Source organism: Microbacterium sp. Leaf288, assembly GCF_001422925.1.
Classification (GTDB): domain Bacteria; phylum Actinomycetota; class Actinomycetes; order Actinomycetales; family Microbacteriaceae; genus Microbacterium.
Genome location: NZ_LMNI01000015.1, coordinates 20,434 through 41,779, shown reverse-complemented (window position 1 = coordinate 41,779; position 21,346 = coordinate 20,434). Strand labels below are relative to the sequence as shown.

15 protein-coding genes and 1 tRNA gene are annotated in these 21,346 nt (G+C 68.6%); 14 read left to right on the top strand and 2 right to left on the bottom strand.

Annotation, left to right across the window (positions count from 1 at the left end):
* The first annotated feature begins 124 nt into the window (after window positions 1-124).
* The 6 genes from ASF40_RS20000 to ASF40_RS19975 all read left to right on the top strand — a co-directional run bounded on the left by ASF40_RS20000 (window position 125) and on the right by ASF40_RS19975 (window position 9,472).
* On the top strand, window positions 125-961 hold the full coding sequence (locus tag ASF40_RS20000) for an urea amidolyase associated protein UAAP1 (protein ID WP_056372464.1): 837 nt from the start codon (window positions 125-127) through the stop codon (window positions 959-961).
* Window positions 958-1,692, top strand: a complete 735-nt coding sequence (locus ASF40_RS19995; protein ID WP_056372463.1) for an urea amidolyase associated protein UAAP2 — start codon at window positions 958-960, stop codon at window positions 1,690-1,692. Before ASF40_RS20000 ends, ASF40_RS19995 begins: the two co-directional genes overlap by 4 nt.
* Window positions 1,689-5,315, top strand: a complete 3,627-nt coding sequence (gene uca, locus ASF40_RS19990) for an urea carboxylase (RefSeq protein WP_056372461.1) — start codon at window positions 1,689-1,691, stop codon at window positions 5,313-5,315. Before ASF40_RS19995 ends, uca begins: the two co-directional genes overlap by 4 nt.
* Window positions 5,312-6,994: an allophanate hydrolase gene (locus ASF40_RS19985; protein WP_056372458.1), complete on the top strand. Its 1,683-nt coding sequence runs from the start codon at window positions 5,312-5,314 to the stop codon at window positions 6,992-6,994. Before uca ends, ASF40_RS19985 begins: the two co-directional genes overlap by 4 nt.
* 44 nt (window positions 6,995-7,038) lie before the next feature.
* A complete protein-coding gene (locus ASF40_RS19980; RefSeq protein ID WP_056372456.1) occupies window positions 7,039-7,683 on the top strand; it encodes a TetR/AcrR family transcriptional regulator in 645 nt (214 codons plus the stop codon).
* A gap of 190 nt (window positions 7,684-7,873) precedes the next feature.
* Window positions 7,874-9,472 carry an APC family permease gene (locus tag ASF40_RS19975; RefSeq protein WP_056372454.1) on the top strand — a complete coding sequence of 533 codons (1,599 nt, stop codon included), beginning with the start codon at window positions 7,874-7,876 and terminating at the stop codon, window positions 9,470-9,472.
* 162 nt (window positions 9,473-9,634) lie between these two features.
* Here ASF40_RS19975 and ASF40_RS19970 read toward each other — a convergent pair whose 3' ends face one another.
* Together ASF40_RS19970 and ASF40_RS19965 are read right to left on the bottom strand one after the other, a co-directional pair.
* Window positions 9,635-10,588, bottom strand: a complete 954-nt coding sequence (locus ASF40_RS19970) for an L-lactate dehydrogenase (protein WP_056372453.1) — start codon at window positions 10,586-10,588, stop codon at window positions 9,635-9,637.
* A 52-nt stretch (window positions 10,589-10,640) separates the two neighbouring features.
* A complete protein-coding gene (locus tag ASF40_RS19965; RefSeq protein WP_056372571.1) occupies window positions 10,641-12,002 on the bottom strand; it encodes an MFS transporter in 1,362 nt (453 codons plus the stop codon).
* Window positions 12,003-12,168: 166 nt separating this feature from the next.
* Here ASF40_RS19965 and ASF40_RS19960 point away from each other — a divergent pair.
* The 8 genes from ASF40_RS19960 (at window position 12,169) to ASF40_RS19920 (ending at window position 21,077) form a co-directional block, all read left to right on the top strand.
* Window positions 12,169-12,259 (top strand) — tRNA-Ser (locus ASF40_RS19960).
* An 804-nt stretch (window positions 12,260-13,063) separates the two neighbouring features.
* Window positions 13,064-14,383 carry an ABC transporter substrate-binding protein gene (locus ASF40_RS19950; protein ID WP_235560303.1) on the top strand — a complete coding sequence of 440 codons (1,320 nt, stop codon included), beginning with the start codon at window positions 13,064-13,066 and terminating at the stop codon, window positions 14,381-14,383.
* Between the two features lie 147 nt (window positions 14,384-14,530).
* Window positions 14,531-15,385, top strand: coding sequence for a carbohydrate ABC transporter permease (locus tag ASF40_RS19945; RefSeq protein WP_056372449.1), 855 nt, complete (start codon window positions 14,531-14,533; stop codon window positions 15,383-15,385).
* Window positions 15,382-16,218: a carbohydrate ABC transporter permease gene (locus tag ASF40_RS19940; RefSeq protein WP_056372447.1), complete on the top strand. Its 837-nt coding sequence runs from the start codon at window positions 15,382-15,384 to the stop codon at window positions 16,216-16,218. Before ASF40_RS19945 ends, ASF40_RS19940 begins: the two co-directional genes overlap by 4 nt.
* 27 nt (window positions 16,219-16,245) lie before the next feature.
* A complete protein-coding gene (locus tag ASF40_RS19935) occupies window positions 16,246-17,631 on the top strand; it encodes a NosD domain-containing protein (protein ID WP_056372445.1) in 1,386 nt (461 codons plus the stop codon).
* 10 nt (window positions 17,632-17,641) lie between these two features.
* Window positions 17,642-18,703, top strand: coding sequence for a LacI family DNA-binding transcriptional regulator (locus ASF40_RS19930; protein WP_056372443.1), 1,062 nt, complete (start codon window positions 17,642-17,644; stop codon window positions 18,701-18,703).
* Between the two features lie 78 nt (window positions 18,704-18,781).
* Complete coding sequence (locus tag ASF40_RS19925; protein WP_082497232.1) at window positions 18,782-20,071, top strand: glycoside hydrolase family 32 protein; 1,290 nt, start codon at window positions 18,782-18,784, stop codon at window positions 20,069-20,071.
* Between the two features lie 103 nt (window positions 20,072-20,174).
* Window positions 20,175-21,077, top strand: coding sequence for a carbohydrate kinase family protein (locus ASF40_RS19920; RefSeq protein WP_056372439.1), 903 nt, complete (start codon window positions 20,175-20,177; stop codon window positions 21,075-21,077).
* The last annotated feature ends 269 nt before the right edge of the window (window positions 21,078-21,346 follow it).

Genomic DNA, 21,346 nt, shown 5'->3' with positions numbered 1-21,346 from the left:
CAGTCGCAGCATCCCTCGCCCAGATCCGTTACACGGGCGAAACGTGAGCACAATCGCGCCGACACGGGGCCGTCCCATACTTCGAATACCTGTCGTTCGACAGATATAGGTAGGAGCCCCGGGAATGACCACACTCCACGTCACCGACACCGTCGGCAGCGCCCGCGCCGATGCCCGCGCGCAGACCGGCCTGACCAGCGACTTCATGCCGTACCTGCCGGCATCCGCCTCCCCCTACGTCCCCGCCGGCGTCGACCCGGCCACGCTCACGTGGGCCGAGACGGTCGCACCCGGCGGCTATACCCACCGCGTGATCGCCCGGGGCACCCACCTGCGTCTCGACGACCCGACCGGCGACGCCAACGCGCACGTGCTGCTGTTCAATGCCGACGAGCCGTGGGAACGCCTGAACGCCGCCGACACCGTCAAGATCCCGTGGCAGGCCTACCTCGGGACGGGGCATCCCCTGCTCTCGGGCGACGGCCGTGCGCTCGCCACGATCGTCGCCGACACCTCGGGGCGGCATGACGCACTGTTCGGAACGTCGACGGATGCTGCGAACCTGGCGCGGTTCGGCGAGGCACGTCCGGAGGGCCCGGCGCCGTCGGGCCGCGCGCTGTTCCTCAAGGCGGCCGCGAAGCACGGCCTCGCCGCGCGCGACCTGCCGCCGAACATCTCGTTCTTCCAGGGCGTGAGGGTCGGGCCGGACGGTGCGATCGAGTGGCTCGGGTCGGCCGGACCCGGCACCTCGGTCACGCTCGTGGCCGAACTGCCGCTCATCGTGCTCATTGCGAACGTCATGCATCCCGCCGACCCGGCGCCCGGCTACCGCAGCGGCCCGCTGCGGGTGCACGCGTGGCGCGGCTCGCCGACCCTGCCCGGCAGCCCGCGATTCGACGCCTCGCCCGAGTCGCGCCGTGCCTACCTGAACACCCTCGACTACGCGGAGGCCCGCGCATGACCCTCGTCGCAACGCCCCTCGAAAGCGCGGTGCCCGTCGGCGCCGTCGCCGCTCCCGACTCGGCGCTGGACTGGAGTTCCAGCGCCATCCCCGGCCGTATCGTCGCGGACGAGCGCGTCGCGTCCAACGCGTCGTGGTCGGCCGTCGTCGCCGCCGGCAACGTGCTCACCATCGTCGACGTCGGCGGCAACCAATCAGCGGACTTCCTCGTGTACGACGCTCACGACACCGCGCACCGCTACAGCGCACCCGACACCCTCGTCGCGCAGGGCAACGCCTACCTGCGCGAGGGGTCGGTGCTGCTCTCGAACGAGTCGCTGCCGCTCATGACCGTCGTGGTGAACGAGATCGACCGTCATGACACCATCGGGGGGGCGTGCTCCAAGGAGTCCAACACGCTGCGCTACGGGCACCACGTCGCGTTCCAGCACGCGTGCCGCGAGAACTTCCTCACCGAGGCGGCGGTGCACGGGCTCGGCGCGCGCGACCTCGTCTCGAACATCAACTGGTTCATGAACGTCCCCATCGAGGCCGACGGCAGCCTCGGCATCGTCGACGGCATGAGCGCCCCCGGCAAACGCGTTGCGCTGCGCGCCGAGCGCGACGTTCTCGTGATCGTGTCGAACTGCCCGCAGATGAACAACCCCTGCAACGACTTCAACCCCACGCCGCTGCGCGTGATCACGGTCGAGCCGCGTGAAGCGGCCGGCACCGAGGAGGCCCCCCGATGACCGCTCTCTCGCGCGACACCGTCCTGATCGCCAACCGCGGCGAGATCGCGCGGCGCGTCATCCGCTCGGCCCGCGACCTCGGCATGCGCACCGTCGCCGTGTACTCCGACGCCGACCGCGCCGCGCCGCACGTGCGCGAGGCCGACGAGGCGGTGCGCCTCGGCCCGGCCGCGCCCAAGGAGTCGTACCTCCGCGCCGACACCGTGCTCGAGGCGGCACTCACCGCCGGCGCCGGGCTCATCCACCCCGGCTACGGGTTCCTGTCCGAGAACCTCGCGTTCGCGGCCGCCGTCGAGGGGGCGGGCATCCGGTTCGTCGGGCCTTCGGCAGACCACATCGCCGCGTTCGGCGAGAAGCACACCGCCCGTGAGCTCGCGCAGCGCGCGGGGGTGCCCATGCTCCACGGCACGGGCCTGCTCGCCGACGCCGACGAGGCCGTCGCGGCCGCCGACGCGATCGGCTACCCCGTCATGGTGAAGGCCACAGGCGGTGGTGGTGGCATCGGCATGCAGGCCTGCTTCAGCGCCACCGAGGTGCGCGACGCCTTCGCCCGGGTCGCGGCGCTCGCCGCGGCGAACTTCGGGTCGACCGGCATCTTCCTCGAGCGCTTCGTCCGCCCAGCCCGTCACGTCGAGGTGCAGCTGTTCGGCGACGGCGAGGGCCGCGTCGCGGTGTTCGGCGACCGCGACTGCTCGCTCCAGCGCCGCAACCAGAAGGTCGTCGAAGAGGCCCCCGCGCCCGCCCTGCCCGACCACGTGCGCGACCTGCTGCACCGATCGGCGCGTGAGCTCGCAGCATCCGTCTCCTATCGGAGTGCCGGCACCGTCGAGTTCGTGTACGACCCGGTGCGTGAGGAGGCGTCGTTCCTCGAGGTGAACACGCGCCTGCAGGTCGAGCATCCCGTCACCGAGGAGGTGTTCGGTGTCGACCTGGTCGCGATGATGCTCACCCTCGCCCGCGACGGTGCATCGGGGCTTGCCGAAGACGTGTTCACGCGGGACTGGATGCCGCGGGGAGTCGCCGTCGAAGCGCGCGTGTACGCCGAAGACCCGGGCAAGAGCTCGCTGCCCTCGACGGGACTCGTGACGCGTGCCGCGTTCCCTGGCCAGGGTGCGGAAGCGATCGCCGGGGTGCGGATCGACGGCTGGGTCGAGGACGGCACCGAGGTCACGGCGTCGTACGACCCCATGCTCGCGAAGGTGATCGCGCACGCCGGCGACCGGCCCGCGGCGCTCGAGCTGCTCGGCCATGCGCTCGACGCCAGCCGCGTCGACGGCATCGTCACGAACCTCGGGCTGCTGCGCGCGCTCGCCGAGACACCCGCGCTTGTCGACGCGACCCACAGCACCTCCACCCTCGACGTCACCGAGGATCCCGATCCGCGCATCGACGTCATCGCGCCCGGTGCGATGACCACGGTGCAGGACCTGCCCGGTCGCGTCGGCTACTGGCAGATCGGCGTTCCGCCGAGCGGCCCGTTCGACCGCGTGTCGTTCTCCGAGGCGAACCTCGCCGTCGGCAACCCCGAAGGCGCACCAGCGCTCGAGATCACGCTCACCGGGCCGACCCTGCGGTTCTCGCACGCCGCGGTCGTCGCCGTCACCGGCGCTCCGGCCGCGGTCACGGTCGACGGCGAGCGCGTGCCGCTGTGGGAGCCGGTGCGCGTGCCTGCCGGTGCGACGCTGGCGATCGGGCCCGCGAGCGGCCCGGGGCTTCGGACCTATGTCGCCCTGCGCGGCGGGCTCGACGTGCCGACCTACCTCGGCAGCGCGTCGACCTTCACGCTCGGCGGCTTCGGTGGCCACGGCGGCCGGGCGCTCCTGGCCGGCGACGTGCTGCGCCTCGGCGGCGTCGAGGCGCCCGTGGTCGATGCCGAGCTCGGCGACGAGACCCCGGCCGACCGCCGCCCGGCGCTCACCGACGCATGGACCATCGGTGTGACCGAGGGTCCGCACGCCGCGCCCGAGTTCTTCACGCGCGACGACCTCGATGCGTTCTACGCCACCGACTACGAGGTGCACCTGAACTCGGCGCGCACCGGCGTGCGGCTCATCGGGCCGAAGCCGCGCTGGGCCCGGCCCGACGGGGGAGAGGCGGGGCTGCACCCGTCGAACATCCACGACACCCCGTACGCCGTGGGCGCGATCGACTTCACCGGTGACACCCCGATCATCCTCGGGCCTGACGGCCCGTCGCTGGGCGGATTCGTGTGCCCGGCCGTGGTGGCGAGCGGCGAGCTCTGGAAGGTGGGGCAGCTGCGCCCCGGCGACCGCGTGCGGTTCGCGCCGGTCGTCGAGGCCGAGGCGCCGTCGCTCATCACGCGGCGCGCCGCCCCGACGCTCGTCACGGCGGGCGGCGACGGCGATGACGGCGTGTACGCGCGCCGCGCGGAGACCGAGACCGGTCCGAGCGTCACCTACCGCCGCGACGGCGACTCCAACGTGCTCGTGGAGTACGGCCCGATGCAGCTCGACCTCGCGCTGCGCATGCGCATCCACGCTCTGCAGGAAACGCTGGCCGCGCACGCCCCGAAGGGCATCGTCGACGTCACCCCCGGCATCCGTTCCCTCCAGGTGCACACCGACCCGGATGTCCTGCCCGCGTCCAAGATGGCGGCGCTCCTGCAGGAGCTCGAGGCCGAGGTGCCGCCCACGAGCGAGCTCGTCGTGCCCTCGCGCACGGTGCGCCTGCCACTCAGCTGGGACGATCCCGCGACGCGGCTGGCGATCGAGCGGTACATGAACGGCGTCCGCAACGACGCCCCGTGGACCCCGTGGAACATCGAGTTCATCCGCCGCATCAACGGCCTCGACTCGGTCGACGACGTGTTCCGCACCGTGTTCGACGCGAGCTACCTCGTGCTGGGACTCGGCGACGTTTACCTCGGCGCCCCGGTGGCGACCCCCCTCGACCCGCGCCACCGGCTCGTCACGACCAAGTACAACCCCGCCCGCACCTGGACCGCCGAGAACTCCGTCGGCATCGGCGGCGCGTACATGTGCATCTACGGCATGGAGGGCCCGGGCGGCTACCAGTTCGTCGGCCGCACCGTGCAGATCTGGAACCGCTTCCGCCGCGGCGGGCTGTTCCAGGAGAACCCGTGGGCGCTGCGCTTCTTCGACCGCATCGAGTGGTACCCGGTTTCGGCCGAGGAGCTGCTCGAGCTGCGCGCCGAGACCGACGCGGGCCGCGGCGAGTACGAGACCGTCGACGGCACCTTCTCGATCGCCGAGTACTCGCGGTTCCTCGATGACAACGCCGCCTCGATCGCGCAGTTCCGCGATCGCCAGAGCGCGGCGTTCGCCGAGGAGCGGGAGCGCTGGCGCCTCGCGGGCGAGTTCGAGCGCTCGGACGAGCCGCCCGCACCGCCGGCTCCCGCCGAGATCACGATCCCCGACGGTGCCGAGCCGGTGTACGCGCCGTTCGCCTCGACCGTGTGGCAGCTGTCGGTCGACGTCGGCAGCGCGGTCGCCGCGGGCGATCCGATCCTGTCGGTCGAGGCCATGAAGATGGAGTCCAAGGTCGTCGCCCCGCGCGCGGGCCGAGTGCTCGAGCTGTACGCCTCACCCGGAGAGCAGGTCGTCCCGGGTCAGATCCTCGCCGCGATCGGCGCACACGCATGACCCGCCACCAGCCCACCGCCCGCGCCGCCGTCGAGCGCTCCCTCGCCCGGATCGCCGAGGTCGACCGACCCGAGATCTGGATCTCGCTGCGGCCCGCGGCCGATCTGGTCGCGGAAGCCGTCGACGTCGACGCGCGCGTCGCGGCCGGTGACGACCTGCCGCTGGCGGGCCTCACCGTCGCGGTCAAGGACAACATCGACGTCGCCGGCCTTCAGACGACGGCGGGAGCGGCATCCTTCGCGTATGAACCCGTCGTCGACGCGACCGCGGTCGCCCGCCTCCGCGCCGCGGGTGCGATCGTGGTCGGCAAGGCGAACCTGGACCAGTTCGCGACGGGACTCGTCGGCACGCGCTCACCGTTCGGTGCCGTGCGCAATGCATGGGATCCGACGCGCATCTCCGGCGGCTCGTCGTCGGGCTCGGGCGTCGCGGTAGCCCTCGGCATCGTCGACCTCGCGCTCGGCACCGACACCGCCGGCTCGGGCCGCGTCCCGGCGGCGCTCAACGGCATCGTCGGCGTCAAGCCGACCAAGGGGCTCGTGCCCACGACCGGCGTCGTGCCCGCGTGCCGCACGCAGGACGTGGTGACCGTGTTCGCCCGCGACCTCGACCTCGCGAGGTCGGCGGTCGAGATGATGACCGGTGTCGACGGGCGGGATCCGCTTGCGAGGACGGATGCTGCGCACGCGGCGCTGCCCGCGCACGCACGGCTCGCCGTGCCGCTGCCGACCCAGCTCGAGGGACTCGCGGACGGCTGGCGTGAAGCCTTCGGCGCTGCCGCGGAGGTGGCGCGGTCCGCCGGTTTCGACGTCGTCGAGCGCGACATCTCGGCGCTGCTGGATGCGGCGCGGCTGCTGTACGACGGCGCGTTCGTTGCCGAGCGGTACAGCGCCGTCGGCGCGCACATCGCGGCGCACCGCGAGCTGATCGGCGCAGACCTCGACGAGACGGTCGCGGGCATCATCCTCGCCGGCGCGGCGCCGACGGCGCACGAGCTGTTCGACGACTTCGAGCGGCTCGACGCGCTGCGCCTGCGCGGGGCAGAGGCGCTCGACGGCTGCGTCGCGCTGCTCACCCCGACGACGACCTGGCACCCGACGCTCGCCGAGGTCGCGGCCGATCCGGTCGGCGCGAACTCGCGCATGGGCCGGTTCACGAACTTCGCGAACCTCCTCGACCTGGCCTCGCTCGCGCTTCCCGCCGGCGTCGTCGACGGCCTGCCGTTCGGCATCATGCTGACCGGACCCGCGTTCACCGATCGCGTGCTCGCGCAGATCGCGCAGCGGATCGCCGCGGCGCCGCGGCACCTGTTCGTGGTCGGCGCGCACCTCAGCGGCCAGCCGCTCAACCGTCAGCTCGTCGCCGCCGGCGGGCGCCTGATCGGCGTAGCGTCCACCGCAGCCGAATACACGTTCCACGCGCTGGCCACCACGCCCGCGAAGCCCGGCCTCGTGCACATCGGCGCGGGCGGCACGTCGATCGCGGGCGAGGTGTGGGACCTCCCGGCCGCCGGATTCGCGGCGGTGGTGGATGCCGTGCCCCCGCCGCTCGCGATCGGCTCGGTGCTGCTCCACGACGGCACGAGGGTCGCCGGCTTCCTCGCCACGCCCGCTGCGCTCGAGGGTGCCACCGACATCTCGGCACTCGGCGGCTGGCGCGCCCACCTCGCCAGGGCGTGATCCGCTCGACCGGCATCCTCGCGCGATCGTGCGAGGATGCCGGTATGAGCACGACGCCCCGAGCCCGCGTGGGCCGGCCCCGGGCCACCGCCGGCTCCACCCAGCTGGCACCTCGCGACGAGATCCTCGATGCCGCCGCGGCGCTTTTCGTCGAGAACGGGTTCGCCGCCACCACGACCCGTGCGATCGCCGAGAGGATAGGCATCCGTCAGGCGTCCCTCTACTATCACTTCGCCGGCAAGGACGACATCCTCGTCGAACTGCTGGAGCGCACCGTGCGTCCCAGCGTCGAGTTCGCGAAGACGCTGCGCGAGGATCCGTCGCTCGCCTCCGCTGCCGCGCTCCACATGCTGGCCGTTCGCGACGTCGGGACTCTGGCCGCCGCACCGCACAACATCGGCACGCTTTATCTGCTGCCCGAGGCGAACCGAGACCGTTTCGACGGCTTCCGTGCGTCGCGGCGCGAGCTGCGTGACGCCTACGGCGCATTCGCGATGGATGCTGCGACCGACGCGCTGCGCGCCACCTGGACGCTCGCCGAACTGGGCGCCGCGATCATCCATCTCGTCGAGATCGTGATCCCGCTGCGTCGCGAGGGCGAGATGATCGACGCCGTCCGCATCGCCGACGCCTGCCTGCGGCTGTGCGGCCTCGACGACGCCGCGATCGCCGCCGCCACCGGGCGCTGAGCCCGTTCCGAGGGCTCTCCGGCGCGCATCCGGCCACGGCCGGAACACTGTTACACGCCTGAAACGGGGCGGCAATCGGTGTGGAATCGCGGGCCTTCACACTCGAACCAACGATAACTATCGCCTGACAGGTATCGGGCTCCATCGCCTGTCCGGACGCATCAGCACGCCACCTCCGAAAGGGCCCGCCATGGCATTGACCGCTCGCCGATCCTCGCTGCATGACTCCGGTGCCGACACCGACCACGGTTACACGCAGGAGCTCCACCGCGGGGTGGGCTCGTTCTCGTCGTTCGCTGCCGGCTTCTCGTTCGTCTCGATCCTCACGACCGTCTTCCAGCTCTTCGCGCTCGGCTTCGGGCTCGGGGGAGCGGCCTTCTTCTGGACCTGGCCGGCCGTGTTCCTCGGTCAGCTGATGGTCGCCCTCAACTTCGCTCAGCTCTCGGCGCGGTGGCCCATCTCGGGCGCGATCTTCCACTGGTCCAGCCGCCTGGCCGGCACCGTCTTCGGCTGGATGGCGGGCTGGACGATGGTGATCGGCCAGATCATCACCGTCGCCGTCGCGGCGATCGCCGTGCAGGCGGTGCTCCCGGCGATCTGGGACGGCTTCCAGATCGTCGGCGGCCCGGGCGCCGATCCATCGATCGCGTCTCCGACCGGTGCGGCGAACGCCATCGTGCTCGGCATCATCATGCTCACCGCGACCACCACGGTGAACATCCTCAGCGTGCGGCTCATGGCGCGGATCACGTCGTTCGGTGTCGTCGTCGAGATCATCGGCGCGATCGTGCTCATCGCGATCCTGTTCCTGCTGCCGCAGCGCGACCCGTCGATCCTCCTCACCACCGAGGGCCGCGTCGGCACCGAGCCGTACCTGTTCGCGTGGCTCGCGTCGTCGCTCATGGCCGCGTACGTGCTGGTCGGCTTCGACTCGGCGAGCGAACTGGCCGAAGAGACCCACAATCCGCGCCGCACCACGCCCCGGACGATCCTGCGCGCGCTGGTGTTCTCCGGCCTCGGCGGCGCGCTCCTCATCGTCGGCGCCCTGCTCGCCGCACCCAGCCTCACCGACGGCAACCTCGCGATCTACGGACTCTCGTACGTCATCACCGCCGTCCTCGGCGACACCGGTGGACGCCTCATGCTGTGCACCGTCGCGGTCGCGGTGTTCGCGTGCACCCTCGCCGTGCAGACCGCCGGCGCACGCATGATGTTCTCGATGTCGCGCGAGCGCGCCCTGCCGTTCCACCGCGCGATCGGTCGCGTCTCGCCGCGCACCGGCACTCCGATCACGGCATCGGTGGTGGTGGGGGCGGGCGCCGCGATCGCACTCGCCGTGAACTTCGGCCAGCCCGCGCTGTTCACGGCGCTCTCGAGCATCGGCATCGCGATGATCTACATCGCGTACCTCGGCGTGACCGCCCCGCTGCTGATCGCCCGCATCCGTCAGCGCCGTACCGGAGGCCTGCCCTCGGGCGTCGACGAGGACGGCAAGCCGTTGTTCACCCTCGGACGCTGGGGTGTATCGGTGAACGCCGTCGCCGTCGCGTTCCAGATCGCGATGATCGTGAACCTCGTGTGGCCGCGGCCCGAGATCTACGATCTCGAGGGCGACTCGCCGCTGCTGCAGTGGAGCGCGCTCATCACGATCGGCCTCAGCCTCGCGATCGGTGGCGCTTACCTCTGGTGGCGCCGGCGCGCACACGGCCCGATCGTGCTCGCGCCCATCCCCACCACGGCGCACGCTCGGGCCACGACCGCCCGCGCCGAGAGCCACGGAGTCTCGTGACCGAGCCTTCGGACGTGTGGCCGCTCCTGTTCGTGATCCTGTCCCTGGCGGCAACCATCATCGCCAGTCTCCTCGCGACGGCCCGCGGGCGGACATCGGACTCCTCACGGGAGCCCGGTTCCGCCCGCGGGCGGCGGTCGCCCTCCGCGATCGAGTGAGAGCTCAGCCGCGCAGCGAGTCGGCCACCTGCTTCAGTGCGTCGGCGGAGGCGTGGAACAGCTCGAGCTCCTGGTGGTCGAACTGCGTCTCGCGGATCGGCACGGCACCGGCCGCGCTCACGACCGAGGGCACCGACAGCGCCACGCCGTCGACGCCGTGGAAGTCGCGCAGCACCGGCGAGACGGGCATGACCGCGCGCTCATCGCCCAGGATGGCCTCGATGATGCGCGCGCTCGACAGGCCGATCGCGTAGTTCGTCGCCCCCTTGCCCTGGATCACCTTGTAGGCGGCGTCTCGCACGTCGATGGCGATCTGGTCGAGCTCCTCGACGGACAGGCGGTCGCCGCCAGGCGTGACCCATTCGAGGATCGGAACGGTGCCGATGGTCGCCTTCGACCACAGCGGGAACTCGGTGTCGCCGTGTTCGCCGACGATGTACGCGTGCACGCTCGAGGTCGAGACGCCCGCGCGCTCGGCGAGCTTCCAGCGCAGCCGCGACGTGTCGAGCACGGTGCCCGAGGCGAAGATGCGCTCGGGCGGCAGGCCGGTCTCCTCCTGCGCGAGGACCGTGAGCACGTCGCAGGGGTTCGTGACGATGACGTAGACCGCGTCGGGCGCGACGCTGAGCAGCTGCGGCATCATCTTCTTCATGATCCCGGCGTTCACGCCGGCGAGCTCGATGCGCGTCTGGCCCGGGTTCTGCTTGGCGCCCGCTGTGATCACGACCACGTGCGAACCCTCGACCACCGACAGATCGCTGCCGCCGATGATGTCGCTCGTGCCCGTGAACTGCGTGCCGTGTGCGAGGTCGAGCACCTCGGCCTCGACCTTCTGGGTGGCGATGTCGTAGAGGGCGACGTGGCGGGCGGAACCGCGGATGAGCGCGGCATACGCGGCGCTCGAGCCGACGCTGCCGGCTCCGACGATGGTGACTTTCGAGTTCTCGATGACGGCCATGCGGCCAGTCTTGCAGTGTGCCCGTGCCTCGGGCCAGCGTGGATCGCCGGGTCTATGCATCCTTGGGTGGGCGCTCGGGATTGCGGATCCCGAAGAACGAGGTGATCCCGCCGGCGATCATGAGCACGGCCGTGACGATGGCCGACCGGTGGAAGCCGTCGAGGTCGAGCGCGCCGCCGACGATGGTGGCGAGCAGGGCGATGGCGATCAGTCCTGCGACGCGCGCCACCGCGTTGTTGACGGCGGAGGCGATGCCCGAGCGCTCGGGGCCGATCGCCCCGAGGATCGCCGAGGTGAGCGGAGCCACCGTGAGCGCGAGGCCCGCGCCCATCACGATCATGCTCGGCAGCACCTGCCACCAATAGGAGAAGTCCGTGCCGACGGTGAGCAGGAGTAGAGCGCCGATCCCCATCGTGATCGGTCCGACAGTCATGAAGAACCGCGGACCCCACCTCCCGCTGAGCGCTCCGGCACGCGAGCTGAAGAGGATCATCAGGATCGTCATCGGCAGGCTCGCGAGCCCCGCCAGCGTCGCGGAGAGTCCGGCGCCCTCCTGCAGGTACACGACCACGACGAGTCCGTTGAGTGCCAGCGCCCCGTAGATGAAGGTCGTCGCGACGTTGCCGGTCCAGAAGTTGCGCACCCGGAACAGATCGAGCGGCAGGATCGGATGCCGCACCGTGCGCTGCCGCAGCACGAACGCGACGAACAGCACCGCGCCGAGGGCGAGCGGCACCCAGATCGCGGGGGATCCCCAGCCCTGGTCCGGCTGCTCGATGAGGGCGTAGACCATGCCGCCGAGACCGAAGGTGCACAGCGCCGCGCCGATCCAGTCGATCGAGGAATCGGGATGCCGGGTGTCGTGGAAGCCGCCGCGCGCCAGCAGCATGAGCGTGACGCCGATCGGCACGACGTTGATGAGGAACGCCCAGCGCCACGACACGAAGTCGACCAGGATGCCGCCGATCAGCGGGCCGACGATCATGGCGGACGTGGTCATGGCGGTCCAGATGCCGATGGCGCGGCTCTGCGCCGAGCCGCTGAAGTTCGACGTGATGAGCGCGAGCGAGCTCGGCACGAGGAACGCACCGGCCGCGCCCTGGAACCCCCGCGCGACGATGAGGAACTCCGCGGTCGGAGCCGCGGCGATCGCGAGGGAGGCGATGCCGAACCCGATGAGCCCGATGCGCAGCACCAGCACCCGACCGTAGGCATCGCTCACGGATCCCGCCACGAGGATCAGCGCCCCGAGGGTGATGAGGTAGGCGTCGACGACCCACTGCTGCGTCGTGATGCCGCCGCCGAGCTCCTCACTGATCGCCGGCAGTGCGACGTTGACGATCGTGCCGTCGAGGAAGGCCACGAACGACGCGAGCACCGCGATCCAGAGCACGTACCGCTGCGTCGTGGCCATGCGGCCTGTGACGGATGTCGGCGCCTCGCCCGGGTGCTCGTCGGTCACGATTCCCACGCTAGACCGACACGGCGACACGGCGGCCGTCGCTTCTGCTCGATGCTGCCGGCGGAGTGGGGAAGGCGCCGATTCGCAGCATCCGCCGACGTGTCGTAAGCTTGTCGGCGGTGACGTGTCCGAGCGGCCGAAGGTGCAACTCTCGAAAAGTTGTGTAGGGTAACCCCCTACCGTGGGTTCAAATCCCACCGTCACCGCCAGAAAAACCCCTGATTGTCAGGGGTTTTTCCATTTGCGTAACCGCTGAGTGCCCACACCGCGCCCACATTTTGCCGCGATTCCACCGCCTCAGAGGCGATCCTCCGCGGCCGGTTGCCGGGCTTCATCGAACGGATCTTCCGCCTCGGTCCGCGGAATTCCGCGAGTCTGAGATCATGCCGCTGATCGCACGCGGGCACGGGCGGCTGTGATCCGCCGTCCCTACCGTGGGCATCCGGCCAACCGCAGGGTGTCAACGACATCGGTGACACCTCCTGCTCTTGGGGCCTCGGGGCTTGACGTTGCTGATGTAGGTGACGCCTCGCGCTGGCCAGTTGTGCTCGGCGACGGGCGTGCCGCGGTCGTCGAAGATCATGATGCCGCCGGCTTCGCACGCGAGGTCGACGTCTTTCCCGCGCATCGGGTAGCTGCACTTGAAGATCGTGCCGCGTGCATTGATCGACCCATTCGGGTGGACGGTCGCGACGCGGATTCCGTCGCGGACGCGACCGTTCGACCGACTGATCCTCGCCGTTCGGTAGCGGCCGAGCCGCCGACGGCGCATTGGTCGATAGGGCGCGACCAAGACGCGACACGCGATGGCCTTGGCCGAGGTTGCTGGGCGCGGAGGCGCTTACTGGCGAGTGTTCACCGGCTCCGCGCGTCCCTCCGCGGACACCTGTGGTCGAGATCGTCGTCTTGACGCCTCCAAGTTCGGCGGCTATTCTCATGCCAAGACGATTTGGCAAATCGTATTGGCACCAAGTTCCAACCCTGACCACACATCAACGAATGGAGTCGAAGTGATGAAGCTTCGCATGCAACTGACCGGGCGCGCGCGCCGCGCCCTGGTCGCGACAGCAGCGGTGAGTGCAGCTGCTCTTGCTCTCAGCGGCTGCGGCGCCGGAGGCGGCGGAGACGACGCATCCGACAGCGCTGGTCTGAATGTTGTCGTCGAGGGAGGCGGCAAGGCTGAGCTGCAGCCGATCGCTGATCTCTATGAAGAAGAGACGGGCACCGAGGTGACTCTGGTGGAGTTGCCGTACGCAGGGCTGTACGACCGGATCTCGTCGGAGCTGCAGGCCGGAGAGCCATCGTTCGATGTCGCGGCGCTCGATGCGATCTGGCTGCCCGCATTCGCCCCCGGGCTGGCGCCCCTCGATGATCTGTACACCGATGAAGTCGAGTCGGACCTGTTCGGTGGACTGGTCAGCGAAGCGCAGGTGGACGGGACCTTCGTTGGCATGCCCGTCTGGACGAACTCGGAGATCCTGTTCTACCGGACGGATCTGTTCGAGGACCCCGCCAACATGGCCGACTTCGAGGCAGAGTACGGGTACGCGCTGGCCGCCCCGACGACCTGGGAGCAGTACCGCGATATCGCAGAGTTCTTCACCCGCGACACCGATGGCGACGGTGCGATCGATCTGTACGGCACCGACGTGAAGGGTGCGGTCGAGACGGAGTGGTTGGCGACCGTGTCTCAGGCCGGCGAAGAGAGCATGGTGTTGGATGCCGACGCTGGCGAGGTGACGATCGATGATGCCGAGCACAAAGAGGCACTGGACTTCTACGTGAGTCTCCTTCCCTACGCTCCTTCCGGAGCGGCACAACTGGACTGGGCTGGAGCGCAAAACCTCTTCTACCAGGGCAAGCTCGCGATGATGCGGTTCTGGGGCCACGCCTACCGGCAGACGCCGGACGACTCACCCATCAAGGACCAGATCGGCGTCGCGCCCATGATCGGCGGGTCCGGCGGAGTGGCCGGAGTTCCCGGAGCCTGGTACCTCTCCGTTCCGGCATCTGGAGACAAGCAGGACGCCGCGAAGGACTTCATCCAGTTCGCATACGAGCACAACGATCTCTCGGCCGACACCTCCCTCGGGCTCGTCGCCCGTAAGAGCGCCTTCGAGAGCAAAGAGGCTGAAGCCGGATTCGAGAATTACCCCGCGCTCGTAGCGACGCTGGAGGCCCCCCAGTCATTGCCGCGGCCCGCGACCCCGCAGTGGCAGGAGATCGTCGACTCGGTGCTGATCCCGATGCTCCAGAAGGCCGTCGAGCCTGGGGCGGATACCGCGCAGCTGCTGTCGGACGCGAAGTCCCAGATCGAGTCGATCGTCGAGTAGACGGTCCCTTTCAGGAAGCACTCCATGGAGACAATAACTTCTCCCACCCGCGTCGGGGCGGCCTCGGCCGCCCCGACGCGGGGGACCCGACACACCTGTCGGCATGTCAGCAAGGAACGCGGCGACCGCCGGTTCGCGCTGCTGCTCATGGCGCCGGCCGCGCTGTTCCTGGCCGCCTTCGTCCTCTGGCCCCTCATCCGGTTCGTCTACGACAGCTTCTTCGAGATCTCACCGTTCGCGGGTGCCCCACGCGAGTTCGTGGGTTTCGCGAACTACGTGACCGCGTTCGCGTCAGAAGCGTTCCAGTCCGCATCGATCCGCACGATCGTGTACACCGTCTTCGTGGTCGGCGCCGAGTTCGTGCTCGGGCTGGCCGTCGCGCTGCTGTTCACGGCGCTCGGTCAACGGTCCGCGGTGTTCCGCACCGCCTTCATGTACCCGCTCATGATCGCGCCCGTCGTCGCTGGACTGCTGTGGCGGTTCCTCCTCATCGACAACTTCGGCATCGTCAACCAGTTGCTCTACGAGGCGCACCTCCTCTCGAGCCCGGATCAGATCCACTGGCTGAGTGATCCGAACATCGCGCTGTTCTCCGTCGCGATCCCGGACATCTGGCTCACGACGTCGTTCATCACACTGGTGCTGTTCGCCGGCTTGCAGAACATCCCGGGCGACGTGATCGAAGCAGCCCGCATCGACGGTGCCCGCTACCCGAGGATCCTGTTCAGCATCATCATCCCGCTGCTGCGACCCGTGATCGCCGTCGCGCTGATCATCCGTGGAATCGACGCCGCTCGAGCATTCGACATCATCCTGATCCAGACGGACGGCGGCCCACAGGGCAGCACGACCACCCTCAGCCTTCTCATCTACCGGACCATGACACGTTTCGGCGACCCTGGGCTCGCCAGCGCCATGGGAACCGTCTATCTCATCGTCATGCTCGCCGTGGCAATCACCGCAATCATGTTGATCTGGCGCCCAGGGAGCAGCACGCGATGAATCCTCTAGTCACCCAGGGAAAGAGCCGCATCCTGCTGTGGGCTCTCCTCGCCGCAGCGATCATCCTCTACGGATTCCCGTTCCTGTACCTGCTGCTGACGTCGTTCAAGCCACCGCTCGACGCGATCGCCGTGCCGCCATCGGTATGGCCGGAGACGTGGACCCTCGACAACTATGTGTCTGCACTCACCCGCGAAGGCGTGCCGGCCGCACTCATCAACAGCGTCGTGACAGCGGTGATCTCGACCGCGCTGTCACTGGTCCTCGCTGTGCCCGCCGCATATGCGATCACCCGGTTCCGGACACCGAGCGGGCGCGTCTTCATCGTCGCCGCCCTCGTCACACGCATGGTCCCGACGATCGCCGTAGGAGTCCCGCTGATCGAGGTGATGCGCACTCTCGGTCTGACCGACACGTCCTTCGGGCTTGCGCTCGCACACACCACCATCTCGCTGCCGTTGTCGATCTGGCTGATGGCCAGCTTCTTCGAGGCGGTGCCCGACGAGCTCAGCGAAGCCGCGGAAGTGGACGGGTGCAGCCGGCTCCAGGCGATGTGGCGTGTCGTCCTGCCGGTGGTATCGGGTGGGCTCGCGGTGACGGCGATCTTCGCATTCCTCGCATCCTGGAACGAGTTCCTCTTCGCTCTGCTGCTGACCTCCGTCCGCGCACAGACCACCCCTGTGGTGATTGCGAACTTCCAGAGCCAGTTCGGGTTGGACTGGGGCGGCATGACGGCACTCGCAGCGGTCTACTCCATCCCGGTCATCCTCCTCACCCTGTTCCTCCAACGCCAGATCGTCGCGGGCCTCACCCTCGGCGCAGTCAAAGGCTGAGGGCCGCAGACGCGAACGGAGAAAAGAATGTCGAACGACAACACCTACGACGTGACCACGTGGCCTCATGGCGATCCCCATGACGACATCGGCGAGGTCTTCAACAGCATCATCGCTGATGTCAAGGCAAGGCAGGCAGCATCCGATGTGAATGACGGTGGGAAGCCAGGGGCGGTGATCTACATTCCGCCTGGGGACTACCGCCTTCGCACGCAGGTGCTGATCGACATCAGCTTCCTGCGGGTACACGGGTCAGGGCATGGCTTCACATCGTCGAGCATCCGGTTCAACGTCCCGGAAGAGGAATGGCCCGGGTTGCATGAACTGTGGCCGGGCGGCAGCCGAATCCTCGTCGACATCCCTGTCGACCATGCCCGTGACGAATCCGAGGGCGCGGCGTTCCTCGTTGCGAGGACCGGAAGCCCGCGGATCAGCTCCGTCGAGTTCTCCAACTTCTGCATCGACGGTTTGCACTTCACCGCTGAAGGCCCGGCGAACAACCCGGAAAATTCCTACGCGAACGGCAAGACAGGTATCTATATCGCCGACGCGAACGACTCGTTCCGGGTCACCGGCATGGGGTTCGTCTACCTCGAGCATGCCCTGACGATCTACAACGCGGACGCACTGTCCATCCACGACAACTTCGTCGCCGAATGCGGCAGCTGCATTGAACTGCGCGGCTGGGGTCAGGCATCCAAGATTTCTGACAACCTGATCGGAGCCGGGCCCGAGGGCCGCTCGATCTATGCCGAGAACCACGGCGGGCTGCTGATCACCGCGAACAACGTCTTCCCCAGGGGTTCGAGTAGCGTTCACCTTCACGGGGTCACCCGGTCGAGCGTGACCAACAATCGCCTGCATTCGTTCTACCCGGGAATGGTGGTGCTGGCGGCGGGAAGCTCAGAGAATCTCGTGGCGTCCAATCATTTCCTGCGCGACCACGAACCCTGGACGCCGTTCCTGGGCGTCGACAACGGCGTGGACGACCTCGCCGGGCTGCTGGCCATCGATGGCAGCGACAACTCGGTCATCGGCAACCACTTCTCCGAAGTCGTCGACTCGCGCAGCATCCAGCCGGCTGACGCCAGCCCGGTCATCATCCGGATCCTCCGCGGAAACGACAACCACGTCGCGACCAACCATGTCGTGGCGAAGGATGTCGCCACCGCTTCGAGCGACTCCGCATTCGAGGCGCAGGTTGATGCGCTGCTCACGACCGGATCCTCTCAGGCTCTCGCGGTCACCACCGTGATGGTGGATGCCGCATCCACCAGGAACACGATCCTCGACTCCGGTCGCGACGATCAGGTCGTCCTGAACCGGGCCGTGAACGCCTTCCGTGCCACGCCGTCGCTCGGGTCCGCGGCTCTCGCGGCCGACGAGGCCGCCCGAAAAGTGGTACGAACGTGAGGGGGAATCGATGACAGGAAGCCGGGTGACGGAGAAGACCGCCGGGATCCGAGACGTCGCGGCACACGCCGGCGTCTCGCAGACGACCGTGTCGCACGTGCTCAACGCCACCCCGCATACACGGGTAAGCGAAGACACCGCGGCCCGCGTCCGTGCGGCGGCGGAGGAACTGGGCTATCGCCCCAACCGGCTTGCCCGCGGGCTGCGCACCCAGGCGTCGGACATGATCGGTCTGCTCACGGAGGAGATCGCCACGACCCCGCACGCCGGCCGGATCATCCTCGGCGCGCAGGAGGAGGCGAGCCGCCGCAACCTCACTCTCGCCATCATCAACTCCGAATTGAATCCAGACCCGGAAGTGGGGTCGGCACCGATCCAGGCCTTCCTGGATCGACAGGTCGACGGCATCATCTACGCGACGGTCTACCACGATGAGATCATCGCCCCCGACAACATGCGGTCGCGGCCGGCCGCGCTGATCGGCGCGCGAGACGCTGCAGGAACCATCCCCGCGGTGCTCCCAGATGAGCGCGCCGGTGCAGCCGCGGTCGTGGAAATGCTCGCACGGGCCGGCCACCGTCGGATCGCGTTCGCCGCAAGCGGCGACGACGTCCCCGCCACCCGGGGTCGCCTGCTGGGATACCGCGACGCAATGCAGGCGGCGGGTCTGTCGACCAGGGACCTCATCCTGTCGGGCACTGCAGACGCGCGGGGCGGATACCGCGCCACCGTCGAATTGCTCGACCGCGGCCCCACCGCGGTGTTCTGCTACAACGACCGCATGGCGATCGGCGCCTACCGCGCGGCCGGGGAACGCGGACTCGTCATCCCCACCGATCTATCCATCGTCGGATTCGACGACCAGGCGCCCATCCCCGACAGCCTGTTCCCGACGCTCACGACCGTATCGCTGCCGCACTACGAGATGGGCGCCTGGGCGGTGGCCACATTGGCCGCGCTGGTCCACGGCAAAGGCGAAGAAGCCCTGCTGGCCGCGCACCCGACGGTGTTGGCGTGCCCGCTCGTGGAGCGGGAGTCAGTAGCGCCACCGCCCGCCGGTACACACATCTGAGCCACGCGGGCCCCGGGGTCGCCGTGACGGCAGCGCCGCCGCTCACCACCCGGAAGGTTCGCGTGTCGGCTGACGCCGATGCGCCTCCACTGGCGCCGCATTGAGAGAGGAACGCGGATGAGACCCGCACTGCACTTCACCGCCACCAGCGGATGGATCAACGACCCTCACGGTGTCACGTATCGCGATGGCCAGTACCACGCGTTCTATCAGTACGTTCCGGGCCAGACGGTATGGGGACCCAACTGCCACTGGGGCCACGCCGCCGGTCCGGATCTGCTGAGTCTGCGCGAACTCCCTGTCGCGATCGTCCCCGGCGACGGCGATGACGGCATCTGGACGGGATGCGTGGTCACCGATGACGAGGACAACACGCGAGCCTTCTACACCTCGACGACAACACCGGATTTCGGAATCGGCCGGATCCGCGTGGCTACACCCGTCGACGATGATTGGCTGGCGTGGTCGAAAGACGAGTTCGTCGTGGAGGCTCCTGCAGACCTCGACCTCATCGCCTATCGCGACCCGTTCGTCCGGCGGGAGGAGACAGGCTGGAGGATGTTCGTCGGCGGTGCGCTGCGAGACGGCACAGCCGTCGCGCTCTCGTACATTTCGGACGACCTGCAGCACTGGACGTACTCGGGCATCGCGCTGCAACGGTCCACCGCGGAGACCGAACCCGTCTGGATGGGGGCGCTCTGGGAATGCCCGCAGATTCTGAGCATCGACGGCCGCGCCATCATGGTCTCTTCCATTTGGGACAACGACGTGCTGCACTACGCCGGGTACGCCGTCGGCTCATACAACGACGGCCGATTCGTCGCCGACAACTGGGGACGGTTGACGTTCGGTGACAGTTACTACGCGCCTTCGCTGTTCTCCGACTCAGAAGGCCGCCCTTGTCTGCTGTTCTGGATGCGGGGGATTGCGGACGAGCAAGCGGAATGGGCGAGCGCGCACAGCATTCCGTATCTCCTCTCCCTCGACGACGACCGACTCGTGGCCAGCGTCCACCCGGACGTCGAGAAGCACCGGGGCGGTCGGGCGGAGTCGGTGCGAGTCGAAGGGACCGCAGCCGACGTGGTCTGGAGCGACGGCGAAGGCGGAGAACTCACGATCGCGTCAACCGAGGCGGTCGTGAGCATCCTGTGGAAGCCGGGCGAAGCAACAGTGGTCGAACGAACCGCGCACGCTCTGAACACCACGTGCTCTGTGCCGGTCTCGGGGGCCGTTCGAGTGGTTATCGACGGGCCGATCCTCGAACTGTCCTCGGCAGGTGGCCTCCTCGGCCTGCCGACGGATCTCGGCGGTACGTCGCTTCAGATCGCGGCGGACCGAGGAGATGTCGAGCTTTTCGCGCTGAGTTGACATGGCGACGGGCGACGCGAACCGTCGAGTGCCTGACGCGCACTGATCGGATGACTCAACGACCATCAGGACGAGCCAGAAGTGGTGTTAGGGGTACAACAGGATGATCCACAGGCAAAGCCTCGACGTGCTGGTCATCGGCGAGGCTCTCATCGACATCGTCCAGTCCGGCTCCGGCCGGACTGAACACGTCGGAGGGAGCCCGGCCAACGTCGCGCTCGGGTTGGGACGCCGGGGCGCGAAGGTGGGGCTGCTCACTCACCTGGCCGACGACCCACGTGGGCACACCATCGTTCGGCACCTCGAAGCCTCCAACGTTCACATACTCGCCGAGTCGATCAGCGCTGCAACTACGTCAACGGCCGTGGCGACAATCGGTCCCGACGGACAAGCCGAGTACGACTTCGACGTCATGTGGGATGTCCGGGCACCCGATGCGGTGAACCCACGCGTCGTGCATGCCGGCTCCATCGCGGCCTTTCTCGAACCAGGAGCAACGACCGTCCAGGACCTCCTGCGCCACACCGCGGCAAAAGAGGTCACCTTCGACCCCAACATCCGTCCCGCGTTGATCGGCGGGCACACGGTTGCCCTCGCTGTCTTCCAGGAAATGACCCGACTGGGCACCGTCGTCAAGATGAGCGACGAAGACGCCGTCTGGCTGTATCCCGAATTAGCAGCCGACGACGTCCTGGACGCCGTGCTGGGCTTGGGAGCCCGCATGGTTGCGATCACTCTGGGATCGGAGGGAGCGATCATTGCCAACGCGGAACATCGCGTCCGGATCCCCGCGTTGCCTGTTACCGCCGTCGACACCATCGGTGCCGGAGATACATTCATGGCCGCACTAATCCACGCCGTCCTCGGCATCGGCAGTGAAAACCTCGACCGCCCAACCTTGGAGCACGTCGGTCGGGCCGCGGTAGCCGCCGCGGCAATCACCGTCTCGCGCACCGGCGCTGATTTGCCCTGGGCTCACGAACTTGAGGCAACGATCCCTGCATGACATCGCGTGCCCGGCCGACACTGCAGCGCACGAGCGCCCTTCGCCTACGGCGACTACCTGCGCAGACTTCACACCGATGGAGGCGCGTGCCCACATCGTGCCCACGTCCGTCAGGGATCGAGCACGAACGAGGCGGGTTCAGAACGACGCCTGGACTGGTCGAAAGCGCGAATTCCCGCGCTTCAACGACGCGAACGGATCGATGAGGATCGAATCTCTTTGGGTTCAAATCCCACCGTCACCGCCAATTTGGGCCAGATCGACGTCCT